21 protein-coding genes are annotated in these 21801 nt (G+C 67.2%); 3 read left to right on the top strand and 18 right to left on the bottom strand.

Annotated features, from left to right (window positions below; translation table 11 throughout):
- Positions 1-36: 36 nt before the first annotated feature.
- From dapF to thyX, 13 genes are all read right to left on the bottom strand, one after another.
- Positions 37-912 carry a diaminopimelate epimerase gene (gene dapF / locus ITJ49_RS11745; protein ID WP_055962512.1) on the bottom strand — a complete coding sequence of 292 codons (876 nt, stop codon included), beginning with the start codon at positions 910-912 and terminating at the stop codon, positions 37-39.
- A complete protein-coding gene (gene miaA / locus ITJ49_RS11740; RefSeq protein ID WP_370544491.1) occupies positions 909-1841 on the bottom strand; it encodes a tRNA (adenosine(37)-N6)-dimethylallyltransferase MiaA in 933 nt (310 codons plus the stop codon). The genes dapF and miaA overlap by 4 nt, the downstream gene beginning before the upstream one ends.
- A gap of 11 nt (positions 1842-1852) precedes the next feature.
- Entirely contained in the window at positions 1853-3418 is a 1566-nt protein-coding gene (gene miaB / locus ITJ49_RS11735) for a tRNA (N6-isopentenyl adenosine(37)-C2)-methylthiotransferase MiaB (protein WP_194605451.1), read from the bottom strand.
- Positions 3419-3490: 72 nt separating this feature from the next.
- A complete protein-coding gene (locus ITJ49_RS11730; RefSeq protein WP_194605446.1) occupies positions 3491-4363 on the bottom strand; it encodes a regulatory protein RecX in 873 nt (290 codons plus the stop codon).
- Positions 4360-5469, bottom strand: coding sequence for a recombinase RecA (gene recA / locus ITJ49_RS11725; RefSeq protein WP_055963868.1), 1110 nt, complete (start codon positions 5467-5469; stop codon positions 4360-4362). Before recA ends, ITJ49_RS11730 begins: the two co-directional genes overlap by 4 nt.
- 381 nt (positions 5470-5850) lie before the next feature.
- Complete coding sequence (locus ITJ49_RS11720; RefSeq protein WP_055962522.1) at positions 5851-6075, bottom strand: DUF3046 domain-containing protein; 225 nt, start codon at positions 6073-6075, stop codon at positions 5851-5853.
- A 157-nt stretch (positions 6076-6232) separates the two neighbouring features.
- Positions 6233-6541, bottom strand: a complete 309-nt coding sequence (locus ITJ49_RS11715; RefSeq protein WP_055962525.1) for a helix-turn-helix domain-containing protein — start codon at positions 6539-6541, stop codon at positions 6233-6235.
- 147 nt (positions 6542-6688) lie between these two features.
- Positions 6689-7180 carry a CinA family protein gene (locus tag ITJ49_RS11710; protein ID WP_194605444.1) on the bottom strand — a complete coding sequence of 164 codons (492 nt, stop codon included), beginning with the start codon at positions 7178-7180 and terminating at the stop codon, positions 6689-6691.
- Positions 7177-7818: a CDP-diacylglycerol--glycerol-3-phosphate 3-phosphatidyltransferase gene (gene pgsA / locus ITJ49_RS11705; protein ID WP_194605441.1), complete on the bottom strand. Its 642-nt coding sequence runs from the start codon at positions 7816-7818 to the stop codon at positions 7177-7179. Before pgsA ends, ITJ49_RS11710 begins: the two co-directional genes overlap by 4 nt.
- Positions 7819-7822: 4 nt before the next feature.
- Positions 7823-10741 (bottom strand): DNA translocase FtsK, encoded by a 2919-nt coding sequence (locus tag ITJ49_RS11700; protein ID WP_194605438.1) that lies wholly within the window; start codon positions 10739-10741, stop codon positions 7823-7825.
- Positions 10742-10933: 192 nt separating this feature from the next.
- On the bottom strand, positions 10934-12610 hold the full coding sequence (locus ITJ49_RS11695) for a ribonuclease J (RefSeq protein WP_055962538.1): 1677 nt from the start codon (positions 12608-12610) through the stop codon (positions 10934-10936).
- Positions 12611-12683: 73 nt separating this feature from the next.
- On the bottom strand, positions 12684-13661 hold the full coding sequence (dapA, locus tag ITJ49_RS11690; RefSeq protein ID WP_194605435.1) for a 4-hydroxy-tetrahydrodipicolinate synthase: 978 nt from the start codon (positions 13659-13661) through the stop codon (positions 12684-12686).
- A gap of 25 nt (positions 13662-13686) precedes the next feature.
- A complete protein-coding gene (thyX, locus tag ITJ49_RS11685) occupies positions 13687-14439 on the bottom strand; it encodes an FAD-dependent thymidylate synthase (RefSeq protein ID WP_055962544.1) in 753 nt (250 codons plus the stop codon).
- A gap of 80 nt (positions 14440-14519) precedes the next feature.
- Here thyX and ITJ49_RS11680 point away from each other — a divergent pair, with 80 nt between their 5' ends.
- Positions 14520-15428: a TIGR01777 family oxidoreductase gene (locus tag ITJ49_RS11680; protein WP_194605432.1), complete on the top strand. Its 909-nt coding sequence runs from the start codon at positions 14520-14522 to the stop codon at positions 15426-15428.
- Between the two features lie 52 nt (positions 15429-15480).
- Here the strand turns inward: ITJ49_RS11680 and ITJ49_RS11675 are convergent, their stop codons facing one another.
- Positions 15481-15927 (bottom strand): hypothetical protein, encoded by a 447-nt coding sequence (locus tag ITJ49_RS11675; RefSeq protein WP_370544490.1) that lies wholly within the window; start codon positions 15925-15927, stop codon positions 15481-15483.
- 37 nt (positions 15928-15964) lie between these two features.
- Entirely contained in the window at positions 15965-16708 is a 744-nt protein-coding gene (gene dapB, locus ITJ49_RS11670; protein ID WP_194605429.1) for a 4-hydroxy-tetrahydrodipicolinate reductase, read from the bottom strand.
- 36 nt (positions 16709-16744) lie between these two features.
- Here dapB and ITJ49_RS11665 point away from each other — a divergent pair, with 36 nt between their 5' ends.
- A complete protein-coding gene (locus ITJ49_RS11665; protein WP_194605426.1) occupies positions 16745-17224 on the top strand; it encodes a GNAT family N-acetyltransferase in 480 nt (159 codons plus the stop codon).
- 110 nt (positions 17225-17334) lie between these two features.
- On the opposite strand, the gene ITJ49_RS11660 is transcribed toward ITJ49_RS11665, so the two are convergent.
- Positions 17335-17937, bottom strand: coding sequence for a histidine phosphatase family protein (locus tag ITJ49_RS11660; RefSeq protein ID WP_055963877.1), 603 nt, complete (start codon positions 17935-17937; stop codon positions 17335-17337).
- An 11-nt stretch (positions 17938-17948) separates the two neighbouring features.
- Entirely contained in the window at positions 17949-19319 is a 1371-nt protein-coding gene (locus ITJ49_RS11655; RefSeq protein WP_194605424.1) for a pitrilysin family protein, read from the bottom strand.
- A 258-nt stretch (positions 19320-19577) separates the two neighbouring features.
- Between ITJ49_RS11655 and ITJ49_RS11650 the strand changes: the two genes are divergently transcribed.
- Positions 19578-20210, top strand: coding sequence for a TetR/AcrR family transcriptional regulator (locus ITJ49_RS11650; RefSeq protein WP_370544489.1), 633 nt, complete (start codon positions 19578-19580; stop codon positions 20208-20210).
- A gap of 124 nt (positions 20211-20334) precedes the next feature.
- On the opposite strand, the gene ITJ49_RS11645 is transcribed toward ITJ49_RS11650, so the two are convergent.
- A complete protein-coding gene (locus ITJ49_RS11645; RefSeq protein ID WP_370544488.1) occupies positions 20335-21408 on the bottom strand; it encodes an aldo/keto reductase in 1074 nt (357 codons plus the stop codon).
- Positions 21409-21801: the final 393 nt, after the last annotated feature.

Below are 21801 nucleotides of genomic sequence, written 5' to 3'. Positions count from 1 at the left end.
GATGGTCTTCATGCGAGAAGACTAACCCGCGAGGCGTCAGAGAACCAGGTCTCCGGTGAAGACGAGCTCCGCGGGGCCACTCAACGAGACGTGCTCGCCGTCTTCCGTCGCGAACATTCGCACGCCGACGGTGCCACCGGGAACGTCGACCCGCCACTGATCGGGAGCCGAGGGCCCCGCCCAGTAGCGAACGGCAAGGGCCGCAGCCGCCGCACCCGTGCCACACGAGAGAGTCTCACCGGAACCGCGCTCGTGCACTCGCATGCTGATGCGCCCGATCCCGTCGGCGACCAGCGGATCGGCAGGGACGACGAACTCGACGTTGGCCCCGTCGACGGGATTCGGCTCGAGGATCGGCACCACCGTGAGATCGACGTCGGCGAGCTCGTCGGCCGAGGCGAGAGCGACGACGACGTGGGGGTTGCCGACCGTAAGTCCGAGGCCGGGCCTCGCCGCATGCAGATTTCGAGCCCGCACCTGGGCCTCGTCGGTCAGCCCCCACCGCCCCAGGTCGACCTGGAACCCCGACCGGTTGATCTGAACGTCGCGCACACCAGCCCTCGTGCCGATCGCCAGGGTCTCACCCGGCTCGAGGGTGACCAGGCCCTGCTCGAGGAGGTACTTCGTGAAGACGCGAATGCCATTGCCGCACATCTCGGCCACACTGCCGTCGGCGTTGTGATAATCCATGAACCACTCGGCACCGTCGTCTTCGGCCAGACTCGACGCGCCCTCAGGGTGGCTGTCGCTGCGCACCGCTCGAATCACGCCGTCGCCGCCGACACCGAATCGGCGATCGGCCAGCGCGCGGATGCGATCCGGTGTGAGATCGAACGAGCCATCGGGGTCGGAGAACAGCACGAAGTCGTTGCCCGTGCCCTGGCCCTTGGTGAAGCGGACGGTGGTGGTCACCCCACGAGTGTATCGGCGGCGGCTGACACGGATCCTGCGCTCCCTGCCCCCGACCAGGCGACCCGCGGATACCGCCGGAACCAGCTCACCTGTCGGCGGGCGTACCTCCGTGTGAGCAGCTTGGTCGAGTCTTTCGCCTCGCCCTCGGAGACCTCGCCGCGCAGCTGCTGCAGGGCCTGGGAGTAGCCGATGGCTCGGCTCGCGGTCGCGCCCCGTTCGATCCCCTGCTCTCGCAGTCTCTCGACCTCGGAGAGGAGCCCGTCACGCCACATGCCGTCCACTCGGTCGTCGAGTCGCTCGACGAGGATCTCACGCGTCTCTTCGAGGCCGAAGAACGCGGGCGAGTGCCACGTCGGGGCGTCGTCGGGCAGGCCCACCGCGAAAGGCCTGCCCGTGAGCTCGCCCACCTCGAGGGCTCGCACGATACGCCGGCCGTTGTGCGAGCCGATTGCCCGCGCCGCCTCCGGATCACGTTCGAGGAGCAGGCGGTAGACGACGCCGACCCCCTCTGCCGTCAACTGCGACTCGTATTTGTGGCGGACGACCTCGTCGGTGCCGGGAAAGGCGAAGTCGAAGACGGCCCCCGACACGTAGAGACCTGAGCCGCCGACCAGGATCGGGACGGCCCCCCGCTCGAAGATGCCGCTCGCGACCTCGCGTGCCCGTCGCTGGTACCACTCGACGCTGGCCTCGTCGGTGACGTCGAGTTCGTCGAAGAGGTGATGCGGGATACCCCGGCGTTCGGCGACCGGAAGCTTCGCGGTGCCGACGTCCATTCCCCGGTACAGCTGCATCGCGTCGGCATTGACTATCTCGGCGGTGCGCCCGCGAGTGGCGAGTTCGTCAGCGAGGTCGAGCGAGAAGGTCGATTTACCGGTGCCGGTCGCCCCCACGACGACGGCGAAATCGAGGCGCGGCAACGCGCTCACTGGCGACGCGCCTACCGTTCGGAGTCGGACGAATCGTAGATCGGCGTCGTCGACACCCGAAGCGTGGGCAAGCCGAGCGACACCCGCGGCTTCGTGGCCGACGCCACACCCGTCGAGCCGCTGGGCAGACCGCAGGAGGCCGCCTGGGCGAGATCCCACGCGTCGCCCGCCCGAGTACGCCGAACGGAGAACGGGCTCGTTGCCGTCTGATCGGAGAGGAGGTAGAACGGCTTTGCCTCGGTGATCTCGACCGTGACCATGTCTCCGGGACGAGGCGCCTCGATGCCCGCGGGCAATTCGAAGTGCACGAGACGCGAATCTTGCGCGCGACCCGAGAGCCGGTGTGTGGCCTCGTCTTTGCGCCCCTCGTTGGTTGCCACCAGGAGCTCGACCACGCGCCCGACCTGCTTCTGGTTCTCTTCGTACGAGATGCGGTCTTGCAGAGCGGCGAGACGCTCGAAGCGCTCCTGGACGACCGCCTTCGGAATCTGATCGGCGTAGTCAGCGGCGGGTGTGCCCGGGCGGACGGAGTACTGGAATGTGAAGGCGGTAGCGAACCTCGACTGCTCGACGACGCGGAGCGTCTCTTGGAAGTCGTCTTCGGTCTCGCCGGGGAACCCCACGATGATGTCTGTGCTGATGGCCGCATCGGGCATCTGCGCGCGGACACGATCGAGGATGCCGAGGAACTTCTCGCTGCGATAGCTGCGGCGCATTGCCTTGAGAATCCGGTCGCTCCCCGACTGCAGCGGCATGTGAAGCTGCGGCATGACCGAGGGTGTGTCGGCCATCGCGTCGATGACGTCGTCGGTGAAGGCGGCGGGGTGGGGGCTGGTGAACCGAATGCGCTCCAGACCGGCGATCTGACCGGCGGCACGAAGCAGCTTCGCAAAGGCGCCCCGGTCTCCGAACTCGACGCCATACGAGTTGACGTTCTGCCCGAGGAGCGTGACCTCGACGGCGCCATCGTCGACGAGGGCCTGAATCTCGGCCAGAATCTCGCCGGGACGGCGGTCTTTCTCCTTGCCCCGGAGCGCGGGCACGATGCAGAAAGTGCAGGTGTTGTTGCAACCGACCGAGATCGAGACCCATCCGCTGTAGGTCGAGTCGCGCTTCGTCGGCAGTGTCGAAGGGAAGACGTCGAGCGACTCGAGGATCTCGAGCTGTGCCTCGTCGTTGTGACGCGCGCGCTCCAGCAGAGTCGGCAGAGCGCCCATGTTGTGCGTTCCGAAGACGACGTCGACCCACGGAGCTCGGTCGAGGATGATTGACTTGTCTTTCTGGGCGAGGCATCCCCCGACAGCGATCTGCATGCCCTCGTGGTTGCGTTTCGTCTGAGCCAGATGCCCGAGCGTGCCATAGAGCTTGTTGTCGGCGTTCTCTCGCACCGCACACGTGTTGATGACGACGATGTCGGCCTCGGCCCCGTCGGCGGGTACGTAGCCGGCAGCTTCGAGTGATCCGCTGAGCCGCTCGGAGTCGTGGACGTTCATCTGGCACCCGAAGGTGCGCACCTCATAGGTGCGTGCGCGGGCATCCGTAGGAACGGGTGCGCTGGTTTCGAGGACCGTCGACATAGTGCTCCAGTGTAAATCTTTGCGGGCCGCGCCTCGTACCCGACGATGTCGGAGCCGAGGATCCGCGACCCCTCACTCGAATCGAACACCCCCGCGCGATCCCCCGCCGCGAGACCCACCCCGGGGCAGAGCCTTCTCGACCGCTCGTCGGATGACCTCCGACCGGTAGCCCCGCCGCATCAGGTAGCCGTTGAGTCGCCTCTCCGCGGTTGCCTGGTCGAGTCCGCGGAGCTGCCCGGCGCGCTTGGTCGCCCAATCGTCGGCGCGTGCCTGCTCCTCGTCATCGTCGATCTCGGCGATGGCCGCCTCGATCGACTCCTGTGCGACACCGCGCTGACGGAGTTCGGCCGTGATAGCGCCCTTGCCCAGGCCCTTGCGATCTTGCTTGCTGCGGACCAGGTTTTCGGCGAGCTCGTCGTCGTTGAGCAGGCCGACCCGTTCGAGACGCTCGATCTCTTCGGCGACGACCTCGTCAGGGAGATCACGCGACCGAAGGGTCTTGGTCATTTCGGCCGACGAGACACCCCGGCGGGAGAGCGCATGCAGGCTGATGTTCTCCGCTCGAGCCTTGGCCGCTTCGTACGACTCTTCGGGTTCGGGCTCTGTTTCGGGCTCGGGCTCAGGCTCGACGTCCGGGCCGGCTTCGGAGCCTTCAGACCGGGCCGCGAACGCGGCGTAGGTCGGCAGGGCCGAGACCACGGCACCGTCAGGCTCTGCCGCTTCACGGCCCCGCTGCGACAGAGACCCGTGTGAGGAATGCCCACCGATGTCGGCGATCCCGCCATCGGCTGCCTCGACGTCGCCCCGAGTGGCCCGCGCCTCGAACGACGCGGACTCGTCGGGGTCAGCCCACTCCGGCTCGTCAGGGGCCCTGGTGCCCGGCTTTGCCCACCCGGCCCCGAAGAGCGGGGTTACCGGCGCGAGACGATCGTCGTTGTCGCTCATGCGCCCTTGCGCTCTGCCAGCTTGCGCTGGATGGGTGCGACCGAAGGAGCCGCTGCCGGTGCCGCGGCTGCTGCGGCCGCGTCGTTTGCGGCCTTCGCAGCCGCGCCGTCGGCGCCGACACCAAGCTTGGCCAGGATCTTCTGCTCGATCTCGAGAGCGATCGACTTGTTGGACAGCAGGAAGTTGCGGGAGTTCTCTTTGCCCTGCCCGAGCTGGTCGCCCTCGTAGGTGTACCACGCGCCCGATTTGCGCACGATGCCGTGCTCGACGCCGAAGTCGATCAGGCTGCCCTCACGCGAGATGCCGACACCGTAGAGGATATCGAATTCGGCCTGCTTGAACGGCGGTGCCATCTTGTTTTTGACGACCTTGACGCGGGTGCGGTTACCCACGGCATCGGTGCCGTCTTTGAGAGTCTCGATGCGACGGATGTCGAGGCGGACGGATGCGTAGAACTTGAGGGCCTTACCACCGGCGGTCGTCTCCGGGCTTCCGAAGAAGACACCGATCTTTTCGCGCAGCTGGTTGATGAAGATCATCGTGGTGCCGGTCTGGCTGAGACCACCGGTGAGCTTGCGAAGCGCCTGCGACATGAGTCGAGCTTGGAGGCCGACGTGAGAGTCACCCATCTCGCCCTCGATCTCGGCGCGCGGCACGAGGGCTGCGACGGAGTCGATGACGACGAGATCGATGGAACCGGAGCGGACCAGCATGTCGGCGATCTCGAGCGCCTGCTCACCGGTGTCGGGCTGCGACACGAGAAGGGCGTCGATGTCGACGCCGAGCTTCTTGGCGTACTCCGGGTCGAGGGCGTGCTCGGCGTCGATGAAGGCGGCGATGCCTCCGGACTTCTGAGCGTTCGCGATCGCGTGGAGGGTGAGGGTCGTCTTACCCGACGACTCGGGCCCGTAGATCTCGACGATTCGACCCCGCGGAAGCCCGCCAATGCCGAGCGCGACATCCAAGGCGATCGAGCCCGTGGGGATGATGGCGACGGGAGCGCGCTCGTCGCTTCCGAGCCTCATGACGGCGCCCTTACCGAACTGGCGGTCGATCTGGGCGAGTGCGGTCTCGAGGGCTTTCTCGCGGTCAGCAACTGAGGGCATGGTGTTCTCCTTGGATGACATCCGGTGCGGATGGGCGGTGCGCCTATAGGCTGTCGTGCCCCGACCGGCCGATGGTGCAAGGCCGGATGTTCTTCGACAAGGCTCAGGGGAAGCGCTGGTGAAAAGAACGCTACGGAGAACCACCGACACTCAGAGCGGCAGCAGGCCTTCCGTGGAGAACCGGGCTCCAGCGAGCCCCTGTGAAGACGAGGCTAACACTCAACCGAACACATGTTCGAGTGGCTCAGGGGCGGCGTGTCGCTCATGCCGCTGCCCGAATTCGAAGGAAAAACCGGCGCGCGCGACCGTAGTTATGCGGATCCGGGGCTGCGCGGCGACAAATCTCCTTCAAATTCGGACGGGAGGACGTCGGCGGCCCGATCAGCTCCGCGGCTTCGGCAGACCCACGCCGTGACGACGCTCCACCGGCACGTCTTCGGCGTCGCAGAGCGCCAACCACACGTCGCGCGGCTCATCTCCGCGGGCGATGGCCGCGTCGGCCGACACATTGCCGAGCGCCGGGAGCACGGCGTCGCGGGTCACGACCCGGCCGTAGCCCTCTCCGAACTCGTCGATCACAGCCCGGGCGAATTCACTCTTGCGCACCGGTCGAGGCTACCCGCCCTGTGGGAAATGAGCCGTCGGATCCTGGAGTTCGACTCCGCGCGGGCGAACCCGCGAGCGTGACGCACCTCACAAGCCCCATACGAAAGAACGCCCCGACCAGAAGGCCGGGGCGTTCGAAGCTCGAAACGGAATGTGACTAGCGGACCGCGAGGTCAGCGTCGAACTCGGCGACGAGGTCGTCGGGGAGCGTGTCGGGGATGCGGTTCAGCCCCTCGATGACCGCCATGCGGTCACCGACTTCACGCATGATGGTGGAGATAGGCGTCTCGAGAGCATCCGCAACAGACGCGAGGATCTCGGAGCTGGCCTCTTTCTGGCCACGCTCCACCTCGCTGAGGTACCCGAGCGCGACGCTGGCCTTCGATGCGACCTGACGAAGCGTGCGACCCTTTTGCAAGCGGAAGTCACGAAGGACGTCGCCGATTTCTTGACGTACGAGAACCATAGGGACCCTCCTTCTGAGGACGACCCACCGAAGTCGAAGTACTTCTGTGGGTGAGTAACACTAACTGTCGTCGCTGGTGTAACTGTAGCCAGCAGGCTTTGAATGCGCCGTGTGTACCTGCGAGATGTAACGAGACCGAAACCCTGTCTATTCCCGAGGCCGTTCGAGCAGTCGTTGAAGTGCCGAGAGTGATTCGTCGACGGTAGCCGATCGGATTGCTGTTCGGTCACCCTCCAGTGCGAGGGGTACGACCTCGGAGTGGTCTTGCCAGACGATCCCGACGTAGACAGTGCCGACGGGCTGGCCGTCTTGCCCCTCCGGCCCGGCGACGCCCGTGGTGGCGATGCCGATGTCGGCCTGACGGTGCCCGAGCGTCAGACGCTCGCGGACGCCTCGCGCCATCGCGATCGCGACGTCGGGGTGGACGGCGCCGTGCTGGGCCAGGAGCGACGCCGACACTCCGAGCAGGGAATGCTTGACCTCCGTCTGGTAGGCCACGACTCCCCCGGCGACGACCGCGGAGGCGCCGGGCACGGAGACGAGCTCGGCGACGAGCAGGCCACCGGTGAGCGACTCCGCGACGGCGATGGTAAGGCCCTGGGCACGGAGCGAGGCGACGACGTCGACGACGAGGGTCATGCGCGGGCTCGCGAATGGCGAAGGGCGACCCGCATGTAGTCGAGGCCGGAGAGCACCGTCGCGACGAAGGCAGCTGACATGACGACGATGTTGACCCAGGTGAACCAGTCGCCCAGCCAGGTCGTAAACGGGATTAGCGCCAGCGTGAGAGCGACGCCCTGCAGCAGGGTCTTGAGCTTGCCGCCGCGCGAGGCCGGGATGACCCGGTCGCTGAGCGCCACGAACCGGTAGACCGTGATGCCGACCTCGCGGATGAGGATCACGATGGTCACCCACCACGGCAGTTCGCCCAGCACGCTGAGGACGATGAACGCGCCACCGGTCAGCACCTTGTCGGCGAGCGGATCGACGATCTTGCCGAAGTCCGAGACCAGATTCTGTCGTCGGGCCAGGAACCCGTCGAGGCTGTCTGTCAGGATCGCCACCACGAAGATGACCGCGGCCCAGATGCGCAATGACCCCATCTCGCCGTCGTCGACGAGGAGCAGCACGAAGAACAGCGGTGCCATGAGGATCCGCACCACCGTGATGATGTTGGCGATGTTGGCCGTCGAAGCCGGGCCGTCACCGCGGCGGACGATGCGGCCGGTGAACGGGAAGGCCTTGGCGCGGGGGCTGCCGTCGGGATCGTGACTCATGGCTCTAGTCTCGTCCCGTCAGGCCCCAGGCGTCTTCCGACTGCTCGTCGTCGCCGTCCACCTCGCGATATCCGCGGGTCATGTCGCCCACGGGGTCGGCGCTGTAGATGTCGGCGCCGTCGTCGGGGCGGGAGACCGAAAGATCCGGGGAACCCTGGCTCGAGGCCGGCGCATCCTGCCCGCGCAACCGTGCGAGCACCCCCGGCAGCTGCTCCACCGTCACGAGCACGTCTCGCGCCTTCGACCCCTCCGAGGGCCCGACGATGTCGCGCGACTCCATGAGGTCCATCAGGCGTCCGGCCTTGGCGAAGCCGACACGGAGCTTGCGCTGCAGCATCGACGTCGATCCGAACTGCGTCGAGACCACGAGCTCGGCCGCGGCGAGGAGGAGTTCGAGGTCGTCGCCGATGTCGCCGTCGATCTCTTTCTTCTCGATGACCTGGGCCACGTCGGAGCGGTAGTCGGGTCGAGCCTGACGGGTGACGTGCTGGACGACCTCGTTGATCTCGCTCTCCTGCACCCAGGCGCCCTGCACACGCATGGCCTTCGAGGCGCCCATGGGCAGGAACAGGCCGTCGCCCTGACCGATGAGCTTGTCGGCGCCGGGCTGGTCGAGAATGACCCGCGAGTCCGTCACGCTCGTCACGGCGAACGCGAGCCGCGACGGAACGTTGGCTTTGATAAGTCCGGTGACGACGTCGACCGACGGACGCTGCGTCGCGAGGACGAGGTGGATTCCCGATGCTCGAGCGAGCTGCGTGATACGGACGATTGAGTCTTCGACGTCTCGGGGCGCGACCATCATGAGGTCGGCGAGCTCGTCGACGACGACCAGGAGGTACGGGTACGGCTTGAGCTTCCGCTCGCTCCCCTGCGGCAGGACTATCTCGTTGTTCACGACGGCCTTGTTGAAGTCGTCGATGTGGCGGAACCCGAACGACGCGAGGTCGTCGTACCGCATGTCCATCTCCTTGACGACCCACTGGAGCGCCTCGGCGGCCTTCTTGGCGTTCGTGATGATGGGAGTGATGAGGTGCGGCACGCCGGCGTAGATGGAGAGCTCGACGCGCTTCGGGTCGATCAGCACCATGCGCACGTCGCTCGGCTTGGCTCGCATCAACAGCGAGGTGATCATCGAGTTGACGAAGCTCGACTTACCCGAGCCGGTCGAACCGGCCACTAGGAGGTGGGGCATCTTCGCGAGGTTGGCGACGACGTACCCGCCCTCGACGTCTTTGCCGACGCCGATCGTCATCGGGTGGCTGCTCTTCGTAGCGACCGACGAACGGAGCACGTCGCCAAGCGACACGATCTCGCGGTCGGTGTTCGGGATCTCGACGCCGATCGCGCTCTTGCCGGGGATCGGCGAGAGGATCCGCACCTCGTTCGAGGCGACCGCGTAGCTGAGGTTTTTCGAGAGGGCGGTGACCTTCTCGACCTTGACCCCCGGCCCGAGCTCGATCTCGTAGCGAGTCACGGTCGGTCCGCGGCTGAAGCCGATCACGCGAGCGTCGACGTTGAACTGGGTGAGCACCTCGGTGATGGCAGCGACGATGATGTCGTTCGCCTCGCTGCGCGTCTTGGCCGGGTCGCCGGCGCTGAGCGTCGAGACGGCCGGCAGCCGGTAGGGCGTGTCGCTGGCCTGGTCGTCGACGATCTCGAGGCTCGGCGGAGCCTCCTCGTCTCCGGGCTCGAAGAAGTCGGCGGCGGCGTCGGACGGCCCGAGGTTCATCGCCGGAACGACGGGAGCAGGCGTGGGGACGGGTGCGGAGGGTGCGGTGAACGCCCTGGTGAGTCCGTCGGATCCTGCGGTTGCCGCCGTCGCAGCGGACGCGTTCGCGACCGCCTGCTCGGCGAAACCGAGGTCGCTGAGAAGGTCGGTGCGAGTGTCGGGTGCGTCGTCGGACGGCGAGCCGGTGATGACCTCGGTGAACGACGCCTCGGCGGGCTCGGACTTGGCCTTACGACCGCGAGGCTGGCGACCCAGCGCATCGGTCGGGGCCGTCTCGGCGACGACCGGGGAATCGTAGGCGGGATCTTCTTCGCGTCCGCTCTTGTTGCGGCGCCACCACGGCATCTGCTCGGCATCCTCGTCGGTCGTGTCGTCGAGCTCGGCGGCCTCGCTACGTTGCGCCTCGACCGAGCCCGGCTGTGGTGCGCCGAAGAGGTAGGAGTAGAGCTCGTGGAGCCTGTGGCCGATGTGATTCGGCGGGGTCTTTGTGATGATGAGCAGCGAGAGCGCCAACACGATGCAGACGATAGGAACGGCGACCCACGCGGTGAGCAGGCTCACCATCCACGAGGCGACGACCCAGCCCAGGATCCCGCCGGCCGACGCCAGACCGACCATCCCGCCGGCGGCTTCCGGTCGCCCGCCGAAGATGTGGCAGAGACCCGAGATCGAGACCACCATGAGCCCCAGGCCGATGCCGATGCGGGTGTTGTCGTGCACGGATGCCGGGTGCCGGAAGAGCCACCCCGCGAAGACGATCATGATGACCGGGAGGGCGTACGCGACGCGTCCGAAGAGGCCACCGAACGTGTAGTGGTCGAGTGCCATCGCGATCGGATCGGTCGGGTTCAGCCACTCGACGACCGCTCCGGCGATGGCCAGGAGGACGAGGAAGAAGGGCACGCCGTCGCGGCGCTCGTCGGGGTCGAGCGACTCGCGACCGAGAACGCGAAAGCCCGCGCCCACCACGTGGGCCAAGCCGAGCCAGGCCCGAGTGCCGATGCCGGGCCCGTGGTCGATGACGACGGGCGACTTGGAAGCGGGGAGCTTCTTGGTCGGCGTGGCTCTGGTCGCGGCGGTCTTGGTGGCGGCGGTCTTGGCGGGCGACTTGGAAGCGCCGGAGCCGCCCGCGCGCGAGGCAGCGCGGCCCGTGGTGCGGGCGCGCGGCGAGGGCTTAGTGCTCGTAGGCATGCCGCAAAGCTACCTTGCACCACTGGTTGAAGGTGCATCTGGGGCGCGCGTGTCAGTTCACAAGAGTCACAGGAGTCACATTGGTGGGGGCCGGAGGGCCTGCAGGAATGACGTGAGGGGGTGGCGAGTCGCTGCGTCGCCGGACGACCGGAGCTTGTCGGAGGTCCGGCGCCGCGGCGACGCGCCGCGGAATCAAGCTGAGATGACGACCGGAACGATCATTGGACGACGACGGTGCTGGCTGTTCACCCAGCGGCCGACGGTGCGACGGACGACCTGGCTGAAGGCATTCGCGTCGCGGGTGCCGTTCTCGGCCGCCTCGGTGAGCGCCGCGAGGATCTTCGGACGGACGTCGTCGAAGACACGCTCGTCTTCGGCGAACCCGCGCGACTGGATCTCGGGGCCCACGACGACGCGACCGGTGGTCGGGTCGATCGCGAGGAAGATGCTGATGAAGCCCTCTTCGGACAGCACGCGGCGATCCTTGAGGTCGGCCTCGGTGATCTCACCCACGGTGGAGCCGTCGACGTAGACGTAGCTGAGGTCGAGCTGGCCGGCCACGGTCGCGACGCCGTCTTTGAGGTCAACGACGATGCCGTCCTGGCCCAGGATGATGTTCTTGCGCGGCACACCCGTCTTCTCAGCCAGCGCGGCCGACGCATAGAGGTGGCGGTGCTCGCCGTGAACCGGGAGCACGTTCTTCGGACGCAGGATGTTGTAGCAGTAGAGCAGCTCGCCGGCCGACGCGTGGCCGGAGACGTGCACCTTGGCGTTGCCCTTGTGGACGACGTTCGCGCCCAGCTTCGTGAGCCCGTCGATCACTCGGTAGACGGCGTTCTCGTTGCCGGGGATCAGGCTCGAGGCCAGGATGACCGTGTCGCCCTCGCCGATCTCGATCTGGTGCTCGAGGTTCGCCATGCGGGCGAGGACGGCCATCGGCTCACCCTGCGATCCGGTCGACATGTAGACGATCCGGTCGTCGGGGAGGTCTTTGGCCTTCTTCGAGTCGATGAGGACGTTCTCGGGCACCTTGAGGTAGCCGAGGTCGGCCGCGATCGTCATGTTGCGAATCATGGAGCGTCCCATGAAGGCGACGCGGCGGCCGTTCAGGTGCGCGGCGTCGAGCACCTGCTGCACACGGTGCACGTGGCTCGAGAAGCTCGCGACGACGACGCGACGAGGCGCGCGCGACATGATGTCGTCGAGAACGGGCCCGATGTCGCGCTCGGGGGCTGTGAATCCGGGCACGTCGGCGTTGGTGGAGTCGGGCAGGAACAGGTCAACGCCCTCCTCGCCGAGACGCGCGAACGCACGGAGGTCGGTGATGCGGTCGTCGAGCGGGAGCTGGTCCATCTTGAAGTCGCCGGTGTGCAGCACGAGGCCGGCGCTGGTGCGGATCGCGACCGCGAGAGCGTCGGGGATCGAGTGGTTGACCGCGATGAACTCGAGCTCGAACGGGCCGAGTTTCTCGATCTGCCCCTCCTTGACGGCCAGCGAGTACGGCTGGATGCGGTGCTCTTTGAGCTTCGCCTCGACCAGCGCGAGCGTCAGGGTCGACCCGATCAGCGGAATGTCTTTGCGGAGACGGAGGAGATACGGAACGGCGCCGATGTGGTCTTCGTGGCCGTGCGTGAGCACGACGCCGAGCACGTCTTTCAGGCGGTCTTTGATGGGACCGAAGTCGGGCAGGATCAGATCGACCCCGGGCTGGTGCTCTTCGGGGAAGAGCACGCCGGCGTCGACGATGAGGATCTTGCCGTCGAGCTCGTAGGCGGTCATGTTGCGGCCGATCTCGCCGAGACCGCCGATCGGGATCACTCGCAGAGTGCCCTTCTCGAGGGCGCGGGGAGTCTGGATTGTCGTAGGCATAAGTTCCTTGGGTGTAGAAGTCGAGGTCGTGAACCTCCGGTGTAGGTCTGGTGCCGGTCGGAGCCGGCGAACGCTAGCGCGTGGTGCCGTGGATCTTCGGCAGGGCGCCGCCCGCGGCCGCGTTGCGGTCGGGGCGGAATCGCGAGAGGTCAACGCCGGGAATCTCGCCCACGTGCGACAGCTCGTCTTCGATGAGGGCAGCCTCGGTGTCTTCGGGGCCGACGAGGGGCAGGCGCACGCGAGGGCTCGAGATGCGCCCCAGGCCGTGCAGGATGTACTTCGCGGCGACAGTTCCGGGCACGTGGGTCATGACGGCCCGCACGAGGGGCTCGAGCTGCTGGTGCGCGAGGGTCGCGGTGGGCAGGTCGCCCGCGTTCACCGCGTCGATGATGGTGCGGTAGGGCGCTGCGGCGATGTTGGCGGTGACGCCGATGAGGCCGGTCGCTCCGATGGCGAGGTGCGGCAGTACATTCGCGTCGTCGCCGGAGAAATACATCAGATCGGTCTGGTTGAGCACCCGGCTGACCTCGGCGAAGTCGCCCTTGGCGTCTTTCACCGCCACGATGTTGGGGTGCTTCGCCGCGCGGAGGATCGTCTCGTACTTGATGGGGATGCCGGTGCGGCCGGGGATGTCGTAGAGGATGACGGGCAGGTCGGTCGCGTCCGCGATCATGCGGAAGTGCGTCAGCACGCCCGCCTGCGTCGGCTTGTTGTAGTACGGCGTGACGATCATGACGCCGTCGGCGCCCGCCTTCTCGCTGGCCTTGTAGAGCTGGATCGCGTGGGCGGTCTCGTTCGAGCCGCCCCCGGTGATGATCTTGGCGCGACCCGAGGCGACGTCTTTGCCGACCTCGACGAGCTTCAGCTTCTCGGGGTCGGTGAGAGTCGAGGTCTCGCCCGTGGTACCCGTGACGACGATGCCGTCGGCACCCGAGGTGATGCAGTCGTCGATGTGCTTCTCGACGCCCGGCCAATCCACTTCACCGTCTGCGGTGAAGGGGGTGACGAGTGCGACGAGGACCTGCCCGAAGGGGTTTGCGATGTTCGACACCCCCCTAGAGTATCGGCACCCGCCCCTAGGGGGCGACGCGGCCGTTCTTGCCGAAGGCGGCGTAGGTCAGCGGCATGAGCTCGGCCCAGATGTCTTCCATCTTTTCGGCGCACATCTCGATCTCGCGCTGTGGGAACGACGGGAAGTGCGTGCCCTCGCGCTTCGTGCGGAGCGACAGGAAATTCATGAGCGAGCGGGCGTTCACGGTGACGTACATCGACGAGTAGATGTTGAGCGGCAGGACGATGCGCGCGACCTCGCGGGCGACACCCGCCTCGAGCATCTTCTGGTACGCGTCGTAGGCGAGCGTCGAGGAGGCCTTCGTCGCCTCGGAGACGAGCTCGTACTGCTCCGGGCTGCCGGGCAGGAAGTCGTAGGCGCCGGGCTTGCCGACCTGCACGAGGTTACGGGTCTCGCCGGGCACGTAGAACACCGGGTTGAGCTCGCGGTAGCGGCCCGACTCTTCGTTGTAGGACGCCATGCGGTGCCGCATAAACTCGCGGAACACGAAGATCGGCGCCTGCACGTAGAAAGTCATCGAGTTGTGCTCGAACGGCGAGCCGTGTCGGTCGCGCATAAGGTAGTTGATGAGGCCGGCGCCCTTGGTCGCCTGCTCGCCGTCAGCGGAGGCCTGCGCACCGTCGAGGGTGAGCTCGCCCATCGTCGAGACACGCGCAGCGAACAGCACGTCGGAGTCGTGGGCGCTCGAGCGGACGAGCTCGACCGTCACGTCGCTGCGGAATTCGATTTCGGGGGTGGCGGGGGTCTCTTCAGGCACGGCTCCGAGACTACCCTCCGAGCACCCCCGGACACCGCCAGCACCCCCGTCTAGTGTGAGGACTCGACGAAGGGCAGGCAATGACGGGACAGAACGAGACGGGTCTCACCGTGTTGATCGCGGGAGCATCGGGTTCGATCGGCACGGAGGTGACCCGGCAGGCAAAGGCGCAGGGCCACGAGGTGCTGAAGCTGGTGAGGCGACCCACGACGAAACCGGACGAATTCACCTGGTCGCCGTCCGCCGGCATCATCGACTACAACCTGCTCGATCGCGCCGATGCGGTGATCAACCTGTCGGGTGCGTCGCTGACGAAGCTCCCGTGGACCTCGGCGTACAAGCACGAGATCCTCGAGTCTCGAGTGACGGCTACGCGCACGCTGGTCGACGCCATGCAGCACGCCGAACACCCGCCTGCGACCTTCTTGAGCGGCTCCGCGGTCGGAATCTACGGCGACCGTCCGCTCGACATCCTCACCGAGGACTCCCCCCGCGGCGAGGGCTTCCTCGCCGACGTGGTCGCGGAATGGGAGGACGAGGCGAAAGCCGCCCCCGACGCGACGCGGGTCGTCCTGCTCCGAACGGGCATCGTCATCGCCCCCGGAGGCGCCATGAAGCCGCTTCTCGCCCTCACGAAGGCCTTCCTCGGCTCCCGTCTGGGCACCGGCACGCAGATCTGGCCTTGGATCAGCCTTCATGACGAGGCCGCCGCCATCGTTCACCTGCTCACCAGCGACGTCTCGGGCCCGGTCAACCTGACCGGCCCGGTCGCAGCAACGAGCGATCGCATCACGGCTCGCACGGCAGCTGATCTCGGCCGCCCGTACAAGCTTGCGGTGCCCGAGTTCGCCATCCGCACCCTGCTCGGCGACGCTGGCCAGGAGATGCTCCTCTCCAGCCAGAAGGTCACCCCGCAGCGACTCATCGACGACGGGTTCGACTTCCGCTTCGACACCGTCGAAGACGCTCTGGACGACCTCATCAAGTAGGGCGGGGCCCGGCGGGGCGATCAAACGAAGGATCCGCCGGCTCGCCCTCGAATCAGGCCGACGCGCGGCGCCTGAGCCCGAACGACCTCCGGATCGCCCCACGGGCCCGGCGTCGGTCGCCGCACGCGTCGTACGCCAGCCCCAGCCGGAACCAAGCGCGCCAGTCGTCCGGTGCCGCTCGAGCCGCCGCGGCGTAGGCGGGGAAGGCCGCGTCGGCGGCTTCGCGTTCGTAGCGGCCCGACGGGCGACGCGGCAGGTCGTCGACGGGCAGGGCGTCTTCGGCCTCCAGCTGCTTGACCATGCGCTCGGTGAGAATGCCAAAGCGGATCTCGAACAAGAGGGCCGCGACCCCGATGATCGGCAAGACGAGCAGGGCGACGCCGATCACGATCGCGATGGGCTCGCCCGCTGCCATGAAGAGCACGGCCCGCTGCCCCACCAGCACGAGGTAGAGCACCAGCAGGGCGCACATGACGAGAGCTGCGATGCGGCCTTTCACCGTCGGATCCTGACGTCGGTAAGTGCGACTGAGTCGCTCATGCGGCGGGAGAGCGGAGCGGAAGCACTCGATCGAGCCCCACGACGACGCCCACGGTAGCGGGTGCGGCGGCGAGAGCGACCAGGATGCCCTTCTCGTACGCGGCCTGCGAGGTCGTGTCGTGGGTCAGCGAGAGCGTCTCGCCCGAGCCGCCGAAGACGACCTCCTGTCGGGCCTCGATGCCGGGAAGGCGGAGGCTGTGCACGGGCACGCTGGCGATCTGCTGCCCGCGGGCGCGCTGGTCGACGTGCGGGGCACGCACGGGGCCGAGGTCGCGACGGGCGTCGGCGATGAGCTCGGCCGTGCGAATGGCCGTGCCCGAGGGCGAGTCGACCTTGCCGGGGTGGTGCGTCTCGATGATCTCGACGGAGTCGAAGAACCGAGCGGCCATGGTCGCGAAGGTCGTCGCGAGGACCGACCCGACCGAAAAGTTGGGGATCACCAGGACGCCGGGGCCGTCGACCTCGGCCACGACGCGACGGAGATCGGCGAGTCGAGGCTCCGACCAGCCGGACGTGCCCACCAGCACCGGGATGCCGGCACGGACGGCCTTCTCGACGATGCCGGGGCTCACCGCGGGCACCGTGACGTCGACCACAAGATCGGCTCCGAGCAGCTCATCGAGCGAGTCGCGCGACGACAGCCCGGCGTGGAGTTCGAAGCCGTCGGTCTCTTCGATGAGACGGAGGAACAGCTGGCCCATCCGCCCGGTGGCTCCGACGACAGCGACGCGTATGGACATGCCTCCAACCTACCGGGCTCGGTAGCATCGGTGCTCGTGGTGCACTACCGAGAAGTTCCTGTCGACGCGCCCGAGGCGCACGCCCTCCTGGACGCCTATTTCACCGAGCGCATAGCGACCTTTCCCGATCCGGCCGGCTACAAGACGACGTTCCCGGACGCTTCGCTCTTCACTCCCCCGCACGGGGTCTTCGTGGTCGTCGACCTGTCGGACGACGAGCGGGGCGTCGCCTGCGGCGGAGTTCGCAGGATCCGAGACGGCGCGGCCGGCGAGGTCCGGTACGAGATCAAGCACCTCTTCGTGGCGCCGTCGGGCCGGGGTCGGGGGCTCGGCAAGGCTCTGCTCGGCGAGCTCGAGCGTCGGGCGCGCGCGTTCGGCGCGACGGAGGCCGTGCTCGACACGAACGACAGCCTGACGGCCGCGGGCGGCCTCTACCGTGCGTCCGGCTACGCGACGATCGAGCCGTACAACGACAACCCCAATGCGACGCACTGGTACGCCAAGCCCCTGGCCTAGTTCGCCGTCTGTCGCCCAGAAGTCTTCAGCGCTTTTCGCGGAAGGCAGCCGCTCACCGGAGGATCGGAGCCTGTCGGAGATCCGGTGGGCGGCCGTCTGACGCCCCAGAATCACAGCGGCTGCTCGACCGGAAGGCCCGTCCGCAACTCGACCGGAAGGTGACCGAGGTCGTTGTGGGTCACGAGCTCGGGCGGCTTGGCGGAGCGCACCCGGATGATCGTCAGCCCGCAGTTGGCCTGGTTGACGCCCATCCAGCGCCACGACGGCGCCCCGAACACCTCGCGCACGAACCAGCCGATCACGAAGTTGTGGGTGATGAGGAGGTCGTGACGGTCTTCGCGCGCCGGGGTCAGCCACTCGGCGACCGCATCGGACATCTGTGCCTCGCCGGCCTCGATCTCTTCTCCGGTGACCCCGCCGAAGAACGGCTTGTAGGCCTGCGGCATATCGGGGGTCGGCCCCGACGGGATGCAGTCGAAGAGGAGGGTCGAGGGCTCGGGGGTGAGGGCCGGCATCATCTCGGTCATGATGGTCGCCGTCTCGGCAGCCCTCTCGAGTGGCGAGTGCCAGGCCGCGTCGAAGGGGACGCCGCCGAGTCGTGCGGCGATGGCGCGGGCCTGTCGCTTACCGCGTTCCGAGAGCGGCCCGTCGGGCAGACCGTATTCGGCGTCCTGCTGCTCGCCGTGTCGGACGAGGTAGAGGTAGTGCGACACTGTCGCCTCCTTCATCGGATTTCGGGCGGCGTCGTTGCCGCGCCGGAAACGGTCGAGGCGCCGAAGAGCTCGGGCTCGATGTCGCCGACGACCACGGTGGACAGTACGCCCGAGCGGAGTTCACCGGCGAGAGCGGCGACGTCGTTCGGGGTCACTTTCGCCAGGCGGGCGAGCGATTCATCGAGATCGATGAATTCACCCATCGAGATCTCCGCCCGACCGAGGCGGTTCATTCGCGTGTCGCTGTCTTCGAGAGCGAGGGCGGCGGCACCGCCCAGCATGCCGAGGGATCGCGAGTGCTCCTCGTCGGTGATGCCGTCAGCGGCCAGCCGATCGAACTCCTCGAGCAGGAGAGTGGTTACCTCGCGCGCGTTTCTGGGCGCGCACCCGGCGTACAGCCCGAAGAGGCCCGCATCGGAGTAGCTGGCCGCAAACGAGTAGACCGAGTACGCGAGACCGCGCTTTTCGCGGATCTCCTGGAAGAGACGTGACGACATGCCTCCACCGAGGACGGCGTTCAGAATGCTGAGGACCGGTCGTCGGGCGTCGGTGAGGGACAGCCCGGGCACGCCGAGCAGCACGGTCGCCTGCTCGAGCGGCCTCGGTATGACCTGGGTCGGAACGCCCTGCGACAGGGGGCTGACGAGGGTGCTGCGGCGCTCGACGGGTGCCCCCGGTGCATCAGGCCAGCCAGCGAGACTCAGGGCGGCCTCGATTCGACCGACGAGGGCCTCGTGGTCGACGGCTCCCGCCACGGTCACGACGAGGTCTTGCGGCCGGTAGTTGGCTCTGTAGTGGTCGACGACGTCGTCGCGGCGTGCTGCGCGGATGCTGTCGGGCGAGCCACCGATGGGTCGACCGAGCGGGTGCTCGCCGAAGACCGATTCGAAGAGGCGTTCGCTCCCGACATCGGCGGCGTCATCGTCGGCCATTGCGAGCTCGTCGAGGATCACCCCGCGCTCTACCTCGAATTCGTCGGGGTCGATCGTCGACGAGGTGACCATGTCGGCCAGGACGTCGACGGCCATGTCGAGGTCGACGTCACGCACCTTGGCGTAGTAGCAGGTGTACTCCTTGGCGGTGGCGGCATTGTGCTCCCCTCCGACCGACTCGAAGCTCACCGAGATCTCGAAGGCACTTCGAGACGGGGTGCCCTTGAACAGGAGATGCTCGAGGAAGTGCGTCGAACCGCGTTCGTGACCGGTTTCGTCTCGGGAGCCGACGGCGACCCAGAATCCGACCGTGGCGCTGCGGGAACCCGGCATGCTCTCGGTCAGTACACGTGCCCCCGTCGACAGGACGCTGCGCCGGACCAGTTCACCTCCGGAAGCGCGGAAGGAGAGGTCGGCGACATCGAGGGGAAGAGGGACGGCACCGTTCATCGGGCACCCCCGCGCACGAGTCGATTCAGCACTGCTTCGTTCATCGCGTCGAGCCTACGGGATGGGTGACACCCGAACTGGGGTACGCAATTAGTGGACAGACAGACTCGTCTGTTTGTCCTCCTGTGTGATACTCTGGTTTCACTGATCGGGTCCGCTTGAGGCCGACTCGATCGGCGGCTAGCCGGACGTTCGATGTCGGCACCGTCGTTTCCCTCCTTTCGACGGCCCTGCCGAATGTCCTCAAGGAGCCACGCTGTGACGGTCGAATTCCCCCCATCGGCCGTCCAGCGTTCCCTCCTCGTCGAGCCCACCGCAACCCGGGTCCACCAGCCCGGTCCCGGTGCCAAGCAGCGCGTGTTGACCACGTCCGACCGCCTCTTCTACGACGAGGGCATCCGCACGGTCGGCGTCGATCGCCTCATCTCCGAGTCGAGCGTGACGAAAGCGACGTTCTACAAGCACTTTGGTGCCAAAGACAACCTCGTGGTCGACTACATCGGTCGACGGCACGCGTCCGCCGTCGCCGAGGTCGAGGCCATCACAGCCCGCGAGCCCGACGCCACCGGCGTGATTCGCGGCGTGATCGCGTCGATCACCGCCGACATCCAGCGGCCCGAATTCCGCGGGTGCCCATTCGTCAACGCGGCTGCCGAGTTTGCGAATTCGTCACACCCGGTTCGCCAGGTCGTTCTCCAGCACCGCGAGTGGTTCACCGACACCCTTGTGGAGCTCTTCCGCAAGGCGGGCCACCCACTCTCGGGCGACGCCGCCGACGAGTTCCTGCTCGCCCGCGATGGCGCGATGGTCGGCGGCTACGCCGGCGACCCCATCGCCGCCACCGCCGCGCTGTCCCGGGTGGCCGAACGACTCCTCGCCGACTGCGTCTGACCCCCGCTCAGCGCGCCCGCACGGCGGCAAGTGGGACACAGCGACTGTCGGGCACGGCACCCAGCAAGCACTGCTCCTCGCGAACGCTGCTCCTCGGGAACACGGCGCCCGGTGAGCTCAACTTCTAGTGGGCGCTCACCCGGTCGAGCTCGGCCACGTCATGGCGCGTCAACTGCACGCGAGCAGCCTCGACGAGCTCGATCACCTGCGACGGAGACGTCGCGCTGACGACCGGCGCCACGACGTTGGGCTTCGTCAGAAGCCAGGCGAGGGCGACTGCCGAAGCCGGGGCGGCATGCAGAGAGGCGATCCTATCGACCTCGGCCAGGATCCTGAGGTTCTTCTTGGTCAGCAGCTTGGCGACCTCGCTGCCCCTCCGGTGCCCTTTGACATCGGCGCGTCGGCGGTACTTGCCCGAGAGGAATCCGCTCGCAAGGGCGAATCGAGGCATGACGGCCAGGCGCTGCTGCGAGGCGACCTGCGCGAGGTCGCGCTCGTACTCGGAGCGCTCGACGAGGTTGTAGCGGTTCTGCAACGCGACCATCGGTGCGACGCCCAGCATTCCGGCGGCGATCCGGGCCTCGTAGAGACGGTTTCCGGAGTGGTCTGAGCCACCGAACCAGCGCACCTTGCCGGCACGGATCAGCCGGTCGACCCCCAGCAGCGTTCGCTCGAAGGCCACGTCGGTGTCGTCGACGTGCAGGTACAGCAGATCGATGTGGTCGGTGCCGAGGCGCCGGAGCGAGGCCTCGACGGCGCGTTCGATAGAAAGCGGCGTGAGACCCGGGTTGTCGAGGCTCTTGCCGATCTTTGTCGCGAGCACCACGTCTTCGCGCATGCGGCGGGAATGCATCCACTCGCCGATGAGCTCTTCGCTGCGGCCATCGCCGTACGAGTCGGCCGTGTCGACGAAGTTTCCGCCGACCTTGAAGTAGGTGTCGAGCACGTCGAGGCTTGATTTGTCGTCGGCCGTCCAGCCGAAGACGTTTCCGCTCAGCGCCATGGGGAACACGCGCAGGTCAGACGTGCCGAGGCGGCGCCGAGGCTGGATGATGCCGAGGTCGACAGGCACCGTCGAGATGGGCGACGTGAGGGCGGCCCGACGCCCGTGGCGCTGGCTTGGTGCCTCGGTTGCCGGAGCAACGACGTCGGAAGGCACGGTGCTAGGAGTCTCGATGCTCGAGGGCGACTCCGTCACCTGCGTCTCCTGATCCCTGGGTTGAGACGAGAATACGGTCTCCTCGTCCAGTCAACAGCGCGCCGCACCAACTCGTTACCAAATTCGCCACCCCAATTCGGGAAAACAAAGGATCCCACGGGGGACGCTCCACAGCCACCTCATCGTGACCGTTCAGCAGACGCAGAGTCAGCGCAAGTGCTCCCCTCAGGGGCCGTCCGTAATGTTCTTCTCGTGCGGTTCCTGGGAGGGTTCCGGGGCATCGTTCTTCGTGGTGGGGAGCGGTGTCGTCACTATTGCATCGGTACGCATGATCGATGCCAGAAGGGCCGGGCCGCGGTGGGGATCGCGGTTCCGGCCCTTCGCCAATTCTTGGGTCGGGCACGCTGTGTCGCGTGGCGGGTGCCACGCGCC

This window comes from Frondihabitans sp. VKM Ac-2883, from assembly GCF_015350875.1.
Lineage (GTDB): Bacteria > Actinomycetota > Actinomycetes > Actinomycetales > Microbacteriaceae > Frondihabitans.
This window is presented reverse-complemented; position numbering and strand designations above follow the sequence as displayed.

Coding starts and splice junctions, on each gene's coding strand:
- ITJ49_RS11655 (WP_194605424.1), bottom strand. CDS start 19,319: ATGAACGGTGCCGTCCCTCTTCCCCTCGATGTCGCCGACCTCTCCTTC.
- dapB (WP_194605429.1), bottom strand. CDS start 16,708: ATGTCCATACGCGTCGCTGTCGTCGGAGCCACCGGGCGGATGGGCCAG.
- pgsA (WP_194605441.1), bottom strand. CDS start 7,818: ATGAGTCACGATCCCGACGGCAGCCCCCGCGCCAAGGCCTTCCCGTTC.
- ITJ49_RS11730 (WP_194605446.1), bottom strand. CDS start 4,363: ATGAGCGACAACGACGATCGTCTCGCGCCGGTAACCCCGCTCTTCGGG.
- ITJ49_RS11700 (WP_194605438.1), bottom strand. CDS start 10,741: ATGCCTACGAGCACTAAGCCCTCGCCGCGCGCCCGCACCACGGGCCGC.
- ITJ49_RS11695 (WP_055962538.1), bottom strand. CDS start 12,610: ATGCCTACGACAATCCAGACTCCCCGCGCCCTCGAGAAGGGCACTCTG.
- miaB (WP_194605451.1), bottom strand. CDS start 3,418: ATGTCGACGGTCCTCGAAACCAGCGCACCCGTTCCTACGGATGCCCGC.
- ITJ49_RS11680 (WP_194605432.1), top strand. CDS start 14,520: ATGACGGGACAGAACGAGACGGGTCTCACCGTGTTGATCGCGGGAGCA.
- recA (WP_055963868.1), bottom strand. CDS start 5,469: ATGCCCTCAGTTGCTGACCGCGAGAAAGCCCTCGAGACCGCACTCGCC.
- ITJ49_RS11715 (WP_055962525.1), bottom strand. CDS start 6,541: ATGGTTCTCGTACGTCAAGAAATCGGCGACGTCCTTCGTGACTTCCGC.
- ITJ49_RS11710 (WP_194605444.1), bottom strand. CDS start 7,180: ATGACCCTCGTCGTCGACGTCGTCGCCTCGCTCCGTGCCCAGGGCCTT.